Raw genomic sequence first — 15,187 nt, forward strand, 5'->3', positions numbered from 1 at the left:
GCGCCCCTGGGAGACTGGGCGGGTGATGCGTGAAGCCGCCGCCCTGGAACTGCCCGTCCGTTCCGTCCTGCCACAGCTGGACGAGGCGCTGGACGCCCGGGGCGCGGCCGTCCTGTGCGCGCCGCCCGGCACCGGCAAGACCACCCTCGTTCCACTCGCCCTCGCCGGACTGACCGGCCCCGCGGGTGGCCGGGACCGGGGCAAGGTGGTCGTCGCCGAACCGCGCCGCATCGCCGCCCGGGCCGCCGCCCGCCGCATGGCCTGGCTGCTCGGCGAGGCCGTCGGCGGGACGGTCGGGTACCGGGTCCGCGGCGACCGCGCGGTCTCCTCCCGCACCCGCGTCGAGGTCGTGACGACCGGTGTCCTGCTGCAGCGCCTCCAGCGGGACCCGGAACTCGCGGGCGTGGACACGGTCGTCCTCGACGAGTGCCACGAGCGTCATCTGGACGCCGACACCGCCGCCGCGTTCCTGCTGGACGTGCGCGCGACCCTCCGCCCCGACCTGCGGCTGGTCGCCGCCTCCGCCACCACCGACGCCGAGGGCTGGGCGAGGCTCCTGGGCGGCGCCCCCGTGGTCGAGGCGCGAGGGACGGCCCATCCGGTCGAGACCGTGTGGGCTCCCCCGCCGCGCCCGGTGCGTCCGCCGCACGGCACGCGCGTCGATCCGGCACTGCTGTCCCACGTGGCCTCGGTGGTCCGCCGCGCCCTGGCGGAGAGGGACGGCGACGTCCTCTGCTTCCTGCCCGGGGTCGGCGAGATCGCCCGGGTCGCCGGGGCCCTCGACGGCCTCGCGGCGAGCGGGGTGGACGTGCTCCAGGTGCACGGCCGCGCCCCCGCCGCCGTGCAGGACGCGGTGCTCTCCCCCGGCGGACGCCGCCGGGTCGTGCTGGCCACCTCGGTGGCCGAGTCCTCGCTCACCGTCCCCGGCGTCCGGGTGGTGGTGGACTCCGGGCTGGCCCGCGAACCGCGCGTCGACCATGCCCGGGGGCTGGGTGCGCTGACCACCGTGCGCGCCTCCCGGGCCGCCGGCCGCCAGCGGGCGGGCCGGGCCGGGCGGGAGGCGCCGGGCGCCGTCTACCGCTGCTGGAGCGAGGCGGAGGACCTCCGGCTGCCCGCGTTCCCGGCACCGGAGATCGAGGTCGCCGATCTGACCGCCTTCGCCCTCCAGGCCGCCTGCTGGGGCGACCCGGACGCCTCCGGTCTCGCCCTGCTCGACCCTCCGCCCGCCGGTGCGATGGCCGCCGCCCGCTCGGTGCTGGCCGCCGTGGGCGCGGTCGGCGCGGACGGCCGGGCCACCGGGCGCGGTGTCCGCCTGGCCCGCCTGGGCCTGCACCCGCGGCTGGGCCGGGCGCTGCTGGACGCGGCGCCGCTGGCCGGCGCCGAGGCGGCCGCGGAGGTGGTCGCGCTGCTGAGCGAGGAGGTGCCGCGTTCCTACGGTGACGACCTCGCCGCCGCCTGGCGGAGCGCGCGCCGCGGCGGCGACGGCTACTCGGCCCGCTGGCGCGCGGAGGCACGCCGGCTGCGTTCCCTGGCCGGCGACGCCGCCGGGCGGGAGGCGGGGGCGGGAGCCGGGGACGGGGCCGGGGTGGGAGCCGGGACCGGGGCCGGGGACGGGGCCGGGGCGGGGTCCGCCCGGCCGCGCACCGACGACCAGGTGGCCGGCGCGGTGGCGGCGCTGGCCTTCCCGGAGCGGGTGGGCCGGGTGGAGGGCGGTTCCTGCCTGATGGTGGGCGGCACCCGTGCGGAGGTGCCCGAGGGCTCACCGCTGCGGGCCGGCGCGTGGCTGGCGGTGGCGGTGGCCGACCGGCCGGTGGGGCAGGGGCACGCCCGCATCCGGCTGGCCGCGGTGGTCGACGAGGAGGCCGCCCGCCGCGCGGCGGCGCCGCTGCACGCCGAGGGCGAGGAGGTCCGCTGGGCGGACGGCGACGTGGTGGCCCGCCGGGTGGAGCGCCTCGGCGCGGTGGAGCTGGCGGTCCGGCCGCTGCGGGACGCGGCCCCCGGCCGGATCCGCGCCGCGCTGCTGGACGGTCTGCGCCGGGAAGGGCTGGGGCTCCTGCGCTGGTCGCGGGAGGCCGGAACCCTCCGGCAGCGGCTGGCGTTCCTGCGCGCGCGGCTGGGCGATCCCTGGCCGGACGTGTCCGACGAGGCGTTGCTGGTGCGGGCGGAGGAGTGGCTGGAGCCGGAGCTGGGGCGGGCCCGGCGCCGGGCGGACCTGGGCCGGATCGACGCCGGGCAGGGGCTGACGCGGCTGCTGCCGTGGGCGTCCGGCGAGGCGGCGCGGCTCGAGGAGCTGGCGCCGGAGCGTCTGGAGGTGCCGTCCGGCTCGCGGATCAGGGTCGACTACGCCGACCCCGAGCGGCCGGTGCTGGCGGTGAAGCTCCAGGAGATGTTCGGGTCCGCCGGGTCGCCCTCGGTGGCGGGCGTGCCGGTGCTGGTGCACATGCTGTCACCGGCCGGACGGCCCGTCGCGGTCACCGCCGACCTGGCCTCGTTCTGGCGGGACGGCTACCGGGGCGTGCGGGCGGAGCTGCGGGGGCGGTATCCGCGGCATCCGTGGCCCGAGGATCCGGCGACGGCCGTGCCCACCCGGCACACCAACGCCCGGCTGCGGCGGGAGGGCCGCTGACGGGGCGGTCGCACGCGACCGGGGCCGGGTCCCCCGCGGGAGGCCCGGCCCCGGTGCGGCGGGCAGGCGCGGTCAGAGCGCGCCGACGACCTCGCCGATGATGCCGGCTCCGGTGGCCTCCACCGTCAGCTCCACGGTGAGAGTGCCCGCTCCCGGCGTGTCCACGAGCAGCAGGTAGGTGCCGGCCGTGTCGCCCGCGAACAGGGTGGGCAGGGTCAGCACGCCGTCGGCGTCGGCGGTGAGCCCGATGGTGCGCAGCGGCGCGCCGTCGGGGTTCTCGGGGTCCTCGAAGTACGGCCCCTTGTCGTTCTGGGCGGTGTCCTCGGCCGACCTGATCAGCGTGACGGTGGCGCCGACCTTCGCCGCGGGCGCGCCGTCGCGGGTGGCCTCGACGGTGATCTTCCCGGCGAACTCCCCGCCGACGGGGCACACCAGGGGCTCGCCCTCGGCGAGGGTCAGCTTGTCCGCGGTGCGGACGGTGACGACACCGTCCCACTCGGCCGCCGTGACATCACGGCCGACGACGGTGGCGCGGACCACGAAGGCGCCGGTCTTCTCCCCGGCCACCAGCGCGGGCGCCGTGGCGACACCGCTGCCGTCGGTCTGCACGGTGGCGACGGTCTCGCCGCCCTCGAAGGCCGTGCCGGTGCCGCCGACGACGGTGAACCGGATCCGCACCTTGGCGACGCCGGCCCCGCCGGAGGTCTCCGCGCGGACCGCGATCTCCTCGGCGAAGGACGTCCCGGCCGTCGCGCTGAGCGAGCCGCCCGCCGTGCGCTCCAGGCTCTGCACCGAGTCGGTGGGCGTCTGGCCCGCCGGAGGGTCGGTGGCGGGCGGCGGCGTCGTGCCGCCACCACCGGGCGTGTCGGACCCGCCGCCACCGCTGCCACTGCCGTTGCCGCTGCCCGCGCCCGGACCCGTGGAGGGCGGCGCCGAGGGCGAGGTGGGCGTGACGAGGTGGCCGTCGTTGCGGTGGACCGGCAGGGTGCCGGTGCCGTCGGGGATCTCCTGGACGCCGTTGCGGAAGGTCTCCATCCACCGCAGCACCGTGTTGAGGTAGTCGCGGGAGTTGTTGTAGCTGAGGATCGCCCGCTCGAGGTCCGCGCTTTCGGCGAGGTTCCAGTTGTAGCGGCACAGGTAGTGCCCGGCGGCCAGCGCGGCGTCGTAGACGTTGTTGGGGTCCCTGGCCCCGTCCCCGTTGCCGTCCTTGCCCGCCCACTCCCAGGTCGACGGGATGAACTGCATCGGACCCACGGCGCGGTCGTAGGTCGCGTCGCCGTCGAAGGCGCCGTTGTCGGTGTCGCGGATGTGCGCGAACCCCTCGCCGTTGAGGGCCGGGCCGACGATGGGCGAGGTGGTGTTGCCGGAGGCGTCGACGCGGCCGCCGCGGGCCTGACCGGACTCCACCTGCCCGATGGCGGCGAGGAGTTGCCACGGCAGGTTGCAGCCGGGCTTGGCCTGGTTCAGGGTCGCCTCGGCCTTCTTGTAGGCGTCGAGGACGGTCGCCGGTATGCCGGATTCGCCGCTGCCGTCACTGCCGCTGCCGCCGGCCGGCGAGTTCAGCGGCGGGAGGTCCGTGTAGTACGAGTCGTCACCCGGGCTCTCGGCGAGGTCGGGAATCGGCTGGGAATCGCCGGTCTCCGATCTGGGCCTCTCGGCCACTCCCGGCGCCTGCGAAGCGGTCAGCGCCGCGACTGCGATCGCGGCCACCGCCGTGGTCGCCGCTCCCCTGCGCAGATGCCTGCCGATATGCGCCGCCATCGAGCGTTCCCTCCCTGGACGACCGACTTCTGGTCCCTCGGTCCGCCTGGCGGACAGAGATTCGATACCGCAATCAGGTGACCCTACGACAACTTGCGTCGCACGCACACCTGTTGCTGTCCGATATCGGGCGATTGGCGGCGACTTCGGCGCGGACCCGCGTGCGGAATTCGGACGCGGTCCCCGGCGGGGAACCGGCGGGGAACCGGCGAGGCGGTCATCGGCGTCCCTTCCCACCGCGGGCGTGGTCCTGGCCGCGCCGTCGTGCGCGCCCGGGCGCCGTGCTCCGCCGCGGCACCGCGCTGCGCCGCACCGCGCTGCGCTGCGCTGCGCTGCGCCGTACTGCCGCCCGCACCGCCTTGCCGCCGTACCGTCGCACCGCCCTCGCACCGAACGCCGCGCCGTCGCCGTACCTCCGGCGCGGGCCGTTCCCTCCGGGACCAGGAGCCGTCCTTGCCGTTCACCCTCAGCCACGCCGTCGCCGTCCTGCCCGCGGTCCGCGCCGACGGCACCGGACGGGCCGCCCTGCTGGTGCCGTCGGTGCTGTTCGCCGGGTCGTTCGCCCCCGACATGACGTACTACGCGGCGAGCGCGCTGCCCGACGCCATGGCCTTCGGCGACGTCACCCATTCGTTCGCCGGCGTGCTGACGGTGGACGTGGCCATCGCCTGGCTGCTGGTGGGCGCCTGGCTGCTGCTGCGGGAGCCGCTGGTCGCGTTGCTGCCGCTGCGGATCCGCGGGCGGGCCGCGGCGCTGACCCGTTGCGGGACGCCCAGGGCCCGGGTCCGGCCCGGCCTGGTCGCCGCCTGGTACCTCTCGGCGGTGCTGGGGGCGCTCACCCATGTGGTGTGGGACGCCTTCACCCACCTGGACCGGTGGGGGATGCGGATCCTCCCGGTGCTGGGTGAGGAGATCGCGGGCTCGCCGCTGTACTGGTACCTCCAGTACGGGGGGTCGGCGGTCGCCGCGGTGGTCATCGTGTGGTTCCTGGCCCGTGCGCTGCGGCAGGCCCCCGACCGCGCGGGGCTCGGGCTGCCGGCGCTGTCACCTCGTGACCGCTGGGCTGCCTGGGCGCTGCTGGCGCTCTGCGCGGGGATCGCGGCGACGGTGCGGGTGATGCGCTGGTGGGCCTACTGGGGGCATGTCGCCCGGCCCTGGGAGATCGTCCCGACGCTCTGCTTCGGAGCCGGCGCGGGCCTCGCCGTCGGCCTGCTGCTCCACGGTGTCGCGGTCAGGGTGTGGCGGCGTCCGTCCCGGGATCCGCGTGCGGCGGCCGGTGAGCCGGGGACGCGGGAAGGGGCGGGAAACCGGGCAGCGGCATCACGGTGACCGCGATCCGCCGGGAGGCGCCCGGGCGGGTCAGCCGGAGCACCAGTGCCCAGGTGCGGCGGGCGGCCGCCTGCGTGGGGCCCACCGCCAGGGAGAGGAACACCAGGGGCCGGCGGCCGGCCACCGCCTCCCACAGTCGGCGCGCCCGCCGTCGCGCTCCGGCCGTCCAGCGGAGGTGACAACGGGCCGTGCTTGCGGTCGGAGCGACGGGGCGCACCGGCGGGCGCAGCGCGGATATGACCGCTTCCGCTCCCGCCGGAGACCGGCCGAGCATGCGTATATCCATGCCCCGCATCCTCACCCCGCCCTCGGCCCGCGTCGCCTCCATGGGGTCCGCCCGAGTGACGCGAGGCGCCCGCCGAAGAAGTCCCCGGGTGCCGCCGCCGTGCTGCCGCCGTGCCGCCGTCCGTCGGGGGTTCCGCGGTGGGCGTGCCGTGGCGGCGCGGCGGCGGTCGGGCGTGGGTGGGCCCGGGGGCAGAAGTGGCGCGGGCGCACGCGTCGGCCCGCGCGACGGGGCGCGCCGGTGGACCCGCACGACGAGGTGCGCCGGTCGGCACGGGCAACGGCACGAGCGGTACGGCCCCGCCCTGCACTCGCGCCGCGCCCCGCGGGCAACCGCGAGGCACCGGGGCAGCGCGGCGATACAGCCCGGCACCCGGCACCCGGCACCCGGCACCCGGCACCCGGCACCCGGCACCCGGCACCCGGCACCCGGCACCCGGCACCCGGCACCCGGCACCCGGCACCCGGCACCCGGCACCCGGCACCCGGCACCCGGCACCCGGCACCCGGCAGGCAACTCCGCGCCGTCCCGCAGGGCACGGCCTGGGCCGCGTCTCCCGCCGAGGGAGCGGCCACGCGCGGCACAGGCGCGGCGGCGCGCCGACGCACGGCGCGGGGCTGACCCCCCGGCCGGGGGCCAGACGGACGCCGCCGGCCCCGGCGCTCAGTGCGCCGCGGACTCCCAGTCCCGGCCCACGCCGACCGAGACGTCCAGCGGTGCCCGCAGCGTCACCGCACCGGCCATCTCCCGCCGGACCAGCTCCTCCACCGCGGCCCGCTCGCCGGGCGCGACCTCCAGCACGATTTCGTCGTGGACCTGCAGCAGTATCCGCGACCCCAGCTCCGCCTCCCGCAGCGCGGCGTCGACCTTCAGCATCGCGATCTTCACGATGTCCGCGGCGGTGCCCTGGATCGGCGCGTTGAGCGCCATCCGCTCGGCCGCCTCCCGCCGCTGACGGTTGTCGCTGTTCAGGTCCGGAAGGTAGCGGCGGCGGCCGAGGATGGTCTCGGTGTACCCGGTGGCCCGGGCCTCGTCGACGACCCGGCGCAGGTAGTCCCGCACCCCGCCGAACCGCTCGAAGTAGGTGTCCATCAGGGCCCGCGCCTCGCCGGCGTCGATGTTCAGCTGCTGCGACAGGCCGAACGCCGACAGCCCGTAGGCCAGGCCGTACGACATCGCCTTGATCTTCCGCCGCATCTCGGGGTCGACCTGGGACCGTTCCACCGAGAACACCTGGGAGGCGACCGTGGTGTGCAGGTCCTCGCCGGAGGTGAACGCCTCGATCAGGCCCTGGTCCTCCGACAGGTGGGCCATCACCCGCAGTTCGATCTGGCTGTAGTCGGCCGTCATCAGCGACTCGAAGCCCTCGCCGACCACGAAACCACGCCGGATCGCCCGGCCCTCGTCCGTGCGCACCGGGATGTTCTGGAGGTTCGGGTCCGTCGACGACAGCCGGCCCGTGGCCGCCACCGTCTGGTTGAAGGTGGTGTGGATCCGGCCGTCCGCGGAGACCGTCTTGATCAGGCCCTCCACGGTCGTCCGCAGCTTGGCCTGCTCGCGGTGCCGGAGCATGATCACCGGGAGCTCGTTCTCGGTCTGCTGGGCCAGCCAGGCCAGCGCGTCCGCGTCCGTGGTGTAGCCGGTCTTGGTCTTCTTGGTCTTCGGCAGACCCAGCTCGCCGAAGAGGACCTCCTGGAGCTGCTTCGGGGAGCCCAGGTTGAACTCGTGGCCCGCCGCCGCGTGCGCCTCCCGCACGGCCTGCTGGACCGCGCCCGCGAACATCTGCTCCATCTTCCCGAGGTGATCCCGGTCGGCGGCGATGCCGTGCCGCTCCATCCGCGCCAGCAGCGCCGACGTCGGCAGCTCCATGTCGCGCAGCAGCTCGGCGGCGCCCACCTCCGCCAGCCGGCCCTCGAACGCCGCCGCCAGGTCCAGCACGGCCAGCGCCTGCACCATCAGGGCCTCGGCCTCGGCGTCCTCGTCCGCGCCGAAGGCGAGCTGCCCGCCGGCGGCCGCGGCCGGGGCTAGCTCACGGCCCAGGTACTCCAGGGACAGGGCGTCCAGGTCGAAGGACCGGCGGCCCGGCTTGACCAGGTAGGCGGCCAGCGCGGTGTCCATCGTCACGCCGGCGACCGTCCAGCCGTGTTCGCCGAACAGCCGCATCGCGGCCTTCACGTTGTGGAAGACCTTCGGCCTGGCCCGATCGGCCAGCCATGCCGCCCAGGCCGTCCCGTCCGCCTCGTCGAGCTGCGCCGGGTCGAACCAGGCCGCCTGCCCGCCCTCCGCGGCGAGCGCGACCTCGGCCACCGAGCCCGCGCCCAGCGCCCAGGCGCCGACCGCCGCCACGCCCAGCGGGCCGTCCTGCGCGTGCTCCGCCAGCCAGGGCGCCAGCTCGCCGGTGGACAGCACCGAGCCGTCCAGCTCGACGCCGCTCTGCGCGGCGGGCGAGGGACCCGCCTCCTCCTCGGCGGCCGGGTCCACGGCGAACAGCCGCTCCCGCAGCGACGGGTTACGGATCTCCAGCGTGTCCAGGATCATCGCGACCGACTTGCGGTCGTAGGCCGCCCGCTCCAGCGCGGAGACCCCCACCGGCAGCTCGACGTCCCGGACCATCTCGGTCAGCCGGCGGTTCAGCTTCACCGACTCCAGGTGGTCGCGGAAGTTCTGCCCCGCCTTGCCCTTGACCTCCTCCGCCCGCTCGACCAGCTCGGCGAACGACCCGAACTGGTTGATCCACTTCGCGGCCGTCTTCTCGCCCACGCCCGGGATGCCCGGCAGGTTGTCCGACGGGTCGCCGCGCAGCGCCGCGAAGTCGGGGTACTGCGCCGGGGTCAGGCCGTACTTCTCGAAGACCTTCTCCGGCGTGAACCGGGTCAGCTCCGAGACGCCCTTGGTCGGGTACAGCACCGTGGTGTGCTCGGACACCAGCTGGAAGGAGTCGCGGTCGCCGGTGACGATGAGGACGTCGAAGCCCTCCGTCTCCGCCTGCGTCGCCAGGGTCGCGATGACGTCATCGGCCTCGAAGCCGTCCACCGCGAACCGGCGCACGGCCATCGCGTCCAGCAGCTCGCCGATCAGCTCCACCTGGCCACGGAACTCGTCCGGCGTCTTCGCCCGGTTCGCCTTGTACTCGGTGAACTCCTCGGCCCGCCACGTCTTGCGGGACACGTCGAAGGCCACCGCGAAGTGCGTGGGGGCCTCGTCGCGCAGCGTGTTGGCCAGCATCGAGGCGAAGCCGTAGATCGCGTTCGTCGGCTGGCCCTGCGCCGTCGTGAAGTTCTCCGCGGGCAGCGCGAAGAACGCGCGGTACGCGAGCGAGTGCCCGTCCATGAGCATCAGCCGCGGACGCTCACCGCCGGGGGTCGTGTCGGTCTTCTTCGATGCTGTATCCACCACGCCCTCGATCCTGCCACGCCCCACGGACAGCCCGCGCCCACCCACCGGCCGCCCCGGCTCCCCGCTCCGGCCCGGTCACCCGTGGCGGTGATCCGCCGGGCCGCTCCGCGAGGGTTCTCCACAGGTCTCGCGGAGCCTCCTCCACAGCTCTCCCGCAGGCCCGCACCCCCGTGCAAGGATCTTGGACGACAGCCGACCCGACAGCCGCACCACCGGTGCAGAAGAGGTGAGCGCCATGGCGAGCAAGCCCCCCGCCGCCGATCCCGTGCAGGACGCCCCCCGCGTCACCGAGCCCCGGCACGCAGCGGCCGGCCTGCCCGCCCTCGGTCACACCCTGCGCATCGCCCACCAGCAGATGGGTGTCCGCCGCACGGCCCTCACCCTCCTGCGGGTCAACCAGAAGGACGGCTTCGACTGTCCCGGCTGCGCCTGGCCCGAGGGCGACAAGCGGCACGCCGCGGAGTTCTGCGAGAACGGCGCCAAGGCCGTCGCCGAGGAGGCCACCCTCCGCCGGGTCACGCCGGACTTCTTCGCCGCCCACCCCGTCGCCGACCTCGCCGGCCGCAGCGGCTACTGGCTGGGCCAGCAGGGGCGCCTGACCCGTCCCATGTACCTGGCCGAGGGCGCCACCCACTACGAGCCCATCGGCTGGGACGAGGCCTTCGACGTGATCGCCGAGGAGATCGGCGCCCTCGACTCCCCCGACCAGGCGGTGTTCTACACCTCGGGCCGGACCAGCAACGAGGCCGCCTTCCTCTACCAGCTCTTCGCCCGCGAGCTGGGCACCAACAACCTGCCCGACTGCTCCAACATGTGCCACGAGTCCTCCGGCTCCGCCCTCACCGAGACCATCGGCATCGGCAAGGGCAGCGTCAGCCTCGAGGACCTCCACCAGGCCGACCTGATCATCGTCGCCGGGCAGAACCCGGGCACCAACCACCCGAGGATGCTCACCGCCCTGGAGAAGGCCAAGGCGGCCGGGGCCCGCGTCATCAGCGTCAACCCGCTGCCGGAGGCAGGGCTCGAACGGTTCAAGAACCCGCAGACCCCCAAGGGCCTCACCACCGGCACCGCCCTCACCGACCTGTTCCTCCAGATCCGCATCGGCGGCGACCAGGCCCTCTTCCGCCTCCTCAACAAGCTCGTCCTGGAGACCGAGGGCGCCGTGGACGAGGCGTTCGTCCGCGAGCACACCCACGGCTACGAGGAGTTCGCCGAGGCCGCCCGCGCCGCCGACTGGGCGGAGACCCTGGCCGCCACCGGCCTCACCCGCGAGGAGATCCACCAGGCCCTCGACATGGTGCTCGCCTCGAAGCGCACCATCGTCTGCTGGGCCATGGGTCTCACCCAGCACAAGCACTCGGTCCCCACCATCCGCGAGGTCGTCAACTTCCTGCTGCTGCGCGGCGACATCGGCCGTCCCGGAGCCGGCGTCTGTCCGGTGCGAGGGCACTCCAACGTCCAGGGCGACCGCACCATGGGCATCTTCGAACGCCCCGCGCCCGCCTTCCTCGACGCCCTGGAACGCGAATTCGCCTTCGCCCCGCCCCGGCACCACGGCCTCGACGTCGTCAACGCCATCCGCGCCCTGCGCGACGGCGCCGCCAAGGTCTTCTTCGCCATGGGCGGCAACTTCGTCGCCGCCACCCCGGACACCGACGTCACCGAGGACGCCATGAGGCGCGCCCGCCTCACCGTCCACGTCTCCACCAAGCTCAACCGCTCGCACGCCGTCACCGGCGCCCGCGCCCTGATCCTCCCCACCCTCGGCCGCACCGAGCGCGACCTCCAGGCCGGCGGCGAGCAGTTCGTCACGGTCGAGGACTCCATGGGCATGGTGCACGCCTCCCGCGGCCGCCTCGAGCCGGCGAGCCCGCACCTGCTGTCCGAACCGGCCATCGTGTGCCGCCTCGCGCGCCGCGTCCTCGGTCCAGGGAGCGCCACGCCGTGGGAGGAGTTCGAGAAGGACTACGCCACGGTCCGCGACCGCATCTCGCGGGTCGTCCCCGGCTTCGAGGACTTCAACGCCCGCATCGCCCACCCCGGCGGCTTCACCCTCCCGCACGCGCCGCGCGACGAGCGCCGCTTCCCCACCGCCACCGGCAAGGCGAACTTCACCGCCGCCCCCGTCGAGTACCCGGTGATCCCCGAGGGCCGCCTGCTGCTGCAGACCCTCCGCTCGCACGACCAGTACAACACCACGATCTACGGCCTCGACGACCGTTACCGGGGGATCCACGGCGGCCGCCGCGTCGTCCTCGTCCACCCGGAGGACGCCGCCGGACTCGGCGTCGCCGACGGCTCGTACGTCGACCTTGTCTCCGAGTGGAGCGACGGGACCGAGCGCCGGGCCCCCGGCTTCCGCGTGGTCCATTACCCCACGGCCCGGCGGTGCGCTGCCGCCTACTACCCGGAGACCAACGTCCTGGTGCCGCTCGACTCCACCGCGGACGTCAGCAACACCCCGGCCAGCAAGTCCGTGGTGATCCGTCTGGAACAATCCGCAGCGGACTGAGCGTTTGCTCAGCCGACGGCGCCGCAGCATCGCCGGCGGCACCACCGCCGGCATCACCACAGGCACCACCGCACCAGGTCTCCCCCGAAAGAATTGGAGCCGGCCCCATGGGCGAGCAGCACACCGTGAAGTTCCCGCAGGAAGTCCTCGACGAGTACGCGAGCCTCGGCCTCGACCTGCCCGCCCTCTTCTCCGCCGGCCACCTCGGCACCCGTATGGGCATCGAGGTCAAGGAGGCCTCGGCCGAGCGGGTCGTGGGCACCATGCCGGTCGAGGGCAACACCCAGCCCTACGGCCTGCTCCACGGCGGCGCCTCGGCCGTTCTCGCCGAGACGCTCGGTTCGGTCGGCTCCATGCTGCACGGCGGCCCTTCCAAGATCGCCGTCGGCGTCGACCTCAACTGCACCCACCACCGCGGCCTGAGCTCCGGCGTGGTCACCGGGGTCGCCACCCCGGTCCACCGCGGCCGCTCCACGGCCACCTACGAGATCGTCATCAGCGACGAGCAGGACCGCCGCGTCTGCAGCGCCCGCCTCACCTGTCTCCTGCGTGACGCCTGACGGCCCACCGCGCTCCCTCACGGGGCGCCCCGAGCGGCACCGCCGCCCGGGGCGCCCCTTTTTTCTTGAATTCTTCTTCCGCGAGTAACGCTGCGTAACACGATCGAAATACATGCATGATGCATTCATCGAACGAGTGACAACGCTGTCAGGTAATGAGTGAAAACCCGAGTGCTCCTGAACGCCGAAACGCTGCGTCCTGCACTTTCTCAACATGTGGACCGGCCGAATCCGCCGGAATTAACCTCTTCCACCCACTCCTTACCGCTCTGCATTACCTCGTGTCATAACAAGAGCGTCACATCATTGGTCAGGCACTCCTCCCTATAACCGCCTCGCGCCTAGAGTCACCGCCAGTCACCGCGCCGTGGGAACAGCAAATCCGCCCAGCGCCTCGACTCGGCCGCATTCCAGACCGGAACGGCCGTGCCAGGGAAAGGACACAACGTGCGTCAACGTCTCCTCGCACTGACCGCCGCGCTGGCGGCGGGAGCGCTCACCCTCACCGCCTGCGGCTCTCGCGACGAGGGCAACAAGGGCGGCGGCGGCTCCGGCGACGTCAAGGTCGTCATCGGCCTCGACGCCCCGCTCACCGGCGACCTGTCCGCACTGGGCCTCGGCATGAAGAACGCTGCCGACCTCGCGGCCAAGACGGCCAACAAGAAGAAGTTCGTCGACGGCGTCACCTTCGAGATCGACGCCCGCGACGACCAGGCCCAGCCCTCCGTGGGCGCGCAGAACGCGCAGGCCTTCATCAGCAACAAGGACGTCCTCGGCGTCGTCGGCCCGCTGAACTCCAGCGTCTCGCAGCAGATGCAGAAGCCGTTCAACGACGCCGGCCTCACCCAGGTCTCCCCGGCCAACACCGGCACCGAGCTCACCCAGGGCGACGGCTGGAAGGACGGCAACTCCGTCCGCCAGTTCGACACCTTCTTCCGCACCGCCACCACCGACGAGGTGCAGGGCGCGTTCGCCGCCGAGTACCTCTTCAACGAGGCGGGCCTCAAGAAGGTCTACCTGATCGACGACCAGAAGACCTACGGCGCCGGCCTCGCCGCCTCCTTCAAGGCCAACTTCACCAAGCTCGGCGGCAAGATCGTCGGCGACGACCACATCAACCCGGACGACCGCGACTTCAACGCCGTCGTCACCAAGATCAAGAAGACCGGCGCCGAAGCCCTCTACTACGGCGGCGAGTACCCGGCCGCCGCGCCCCTGAGCCAGGCCCTCAAGGACAGCGGCCAGGCCATCCCCCTCATGGGCGGCGACGGCATCTACTCCGGCGAGTTCCCCAAGCTCAACAAGAAGGCCGAGGGCGACCTCGCCACCTCCGTCGGTGAGCCGGTCGAGAAGCTCGACTCCGCCAAGGACTTCATCGCCAACTACCAGGCCGAGGGCTACGAGGACGCCTACGAGGCCTACGGCGGCCTCACCTACGACGCCACCTGGGCCGTGATCGAGGCCGTCAAGCTGGCGGTCGACGGCAACGACGGCAAGCTCCCGAGCGACGGCCGCAAGGCGGTCCTCGAGGCCATGAGCAAGATCAAGTTCCAGGGCGTCACCGGCGAGATCTCGTTCGACGAGTTCGGCGACACCACCAACAAGACCATGACCGCCTACAAGGTCAAGGACAACGCCTGGGCCCCCGAGTACAGCGGCTCCCCCAAGCTCGACTGATCACCCCGGTCGAGCGACCGGCACCACACATTGATTCAGGCCGCGCGGGCGCGCCCACCAGCGCTCCCGCGCGGCGCCATATCCGAACCACCCCAACGGAGGCCCTGCGGTGAACGAACTGCCGCAACAGCTGGCCAATGGACTCATCCTCGGCGCGATGTACGGACTCATCGCGATCGGCTACACGATGGTCTATGGAATCGTCCAGCTCATCAACTTCGCCCACGGCGAGATATTCATGGTCGGAGGCTTCGGGGCGCTCACCGTCTACACGGCCCTTCCCAGCAGCCTCGGCCTCCTGACAGCCATCCCCCTCATGATCCTGGGCGGCATCGTCGTCTCCGTCCTCGTCGCCACCGCGGCGGAACGCTTCGCCTACCGGCCCCTGCGCACCGCACCACGCCTGGCCCCGCTCATCACCGCCATCGGCCTCTCCCTCGCGCTCCAGCAGGCCGTCTGGATGTGGTACCCCGACGCCAAGAAGGACGTGCCCTTCCCCCGCTTCGAAGGCGACGCCGTCAACATCCTCGGCGCCCACATCCAGCGCGGCGACCTCTTCGTCCTCATCGCGGCGCCCCTGTGCATGATCGCCCTCGGGTTCTTCGTCAACAAGACCCGCACCGGACGCGGCATGCAGGCCACCGCGCAGGACCCCGACACCGCCAAGCTCATGGGCGTCAACACCGACCGCATCATCGTCATGGCCTTCGCCATCGGCGCCGCGTTCGCCGCCGTCGCCGCCGTCGCCTACGGGCTCAAGAACGGCCAGATCGGCTTCCGCATGGGCTTCCTGATGGGCCTCAAGGCCTTCACCGCCGCGGTTCTCGGCGGCATCGGCAACATCTACGGCGCGATGCTCGGCGGCATCGTCCTCGGCGTCGCCGAGTCCCTCGCCACCGGCTACATCAGCGACATCCCCGGCATGGAGCTCTTCGGAGGCGGCGGCTGGAAGGACGTCTGGGCCTTCGCCCTCCTCATCATCGTCCTCCTGGTCAGGCCCCAGGGCCTGCTCGGCGAACGCGTCGCGGACAGGGCGTGAT

8 protein-coding genes are annotated in these 15,187 nt (G+C 73.6%); 6 read left to right on the plus strand and 2 right to left on the minus strand.

Going from position 1 to position 15,187, the window contains the following annotated elements:
• Positions 1-25 precede the first annotated feature (25 nt).
• Entirely contained in the window at positions 26-2,626 is a 2,601-nt protein-coding gene (hrpB, locus tag GBN72_RS17280) for an ATP-dependent helicase HrpB (protein WP_151773283.1), read from the plus strand.
• 72 nt (positions 2,627-2,698) lie between these two features.
• On the opposite strand, the gene GBN72_RS17285 is transcribed toward hrpB, so the two are convergent.
• Positions 2,699-4,387, minus strand: coding sequence for a lytic transglycosylase domain-containing protein (locus GBN72_RS17285; protein WP_151772747.1), 1,689 nt, complete (start codon positions 4,385-4,387; stop codon positions 2,699-2,701).
• A 453-nt stretch (positions 4,388-4,840) separates the two neighbouring features.
• Between GBN72_RS17285 and GBN72_RS17290 the strand changes: the two genes are divergently transcribed.
• The gene (locus GBN72_RS17290) at positions 4,841-5,716 is read left to right on the plus strand and encodes a DUF4184 family protein (protein ID WP_151772748.1); all 876 of its coding nucleotides are present in this window, start codon (positions 4,841-4,843) and stop codon (positions 5,714-5,716) included.
• Between the two features lie 946 nt (positions 5,717-6,662).
• Here the strand turns inward: GBN72_RS17290 and polA are convergent.
• Positions 6,663-9,395, minus strand: coding sequence for a DNA polymerase I (gene polA, locus GBN72_RS17300; RefSeq protein WP_151772750.1), 2,733 nt, complete (start codon positions 9,393-9,395; stop codon positions 6,663-6,665).
• 235 nt (positions 9,396-9,630) lie between these two features.
• Between polA and GBN72_RS17305 the strand changes: the two genes are divergently transcribed.
• The 4 genes from GBN72_RS17305 (at position 9,631) to GBN72_RS17320 (ending at position 15,186) form a co-directional block, all read left to right on the plus strand.
• Positions 9,631-11,910: an FdhF/YdeP family oxidoreductase gene (locus GBN72_RS17305; protein ID WP_151772751.1), complete on the plus strand. Its 2,280-nt coding sequence runs from the start codon at positions 9,631-9,633 to the stop codon at positions 11,908-11,910.
• 107 nt (positions 11,911-12,017) lie between these two features.
• Positions 12,018-12,470: a hotdog fold thioesterase gene (locus GBN72_RS17310; protein ID WP_151772752.1), complete on the plus strand. Its 453-nt coding sequence runs from the start codon at positions 12,018-12,020 to the stop codon at positions 12,468-12,470.
• A gap of 447 nt (positions 12,471-12,917) precedes the next feature.
• Positions 12,918-14,147 (plus strand): branched-chain amino acid ABC transporter substrate-binding protein, encoded by a 1,230-nt coding sequence (locus tag GBN72_RS17315; protein ID WP_151772753.1) that lies wholly within the window; start codon positions 12,918-12,920, stop codon positions 14,145-14,147.
• Positions 14,148-14,256: 109 nt separating this feature from the next.
• Positions 14,257-15,186, plus strand: a complete 930-nt coding sequence (locus GBN72_RS17320) for a branched-chain amino acid ABC transporter permease (protein ID WP_151772754.1) — start codon at positions 14,257-14,259, stop codon at positions 15,184-15,186.
• Position 15,187: the final 1 nt, after the last annotated feature.

The organism is Streptomyces abyssomicinicus (genome assembly GCF_008974245.1).
GTDB lineage: Bacteria > Actinomycetota > Actinomycetes > Streptomycetales > Streptomycetaceae > Streptomyces > Streptomyces abyssomicinicus.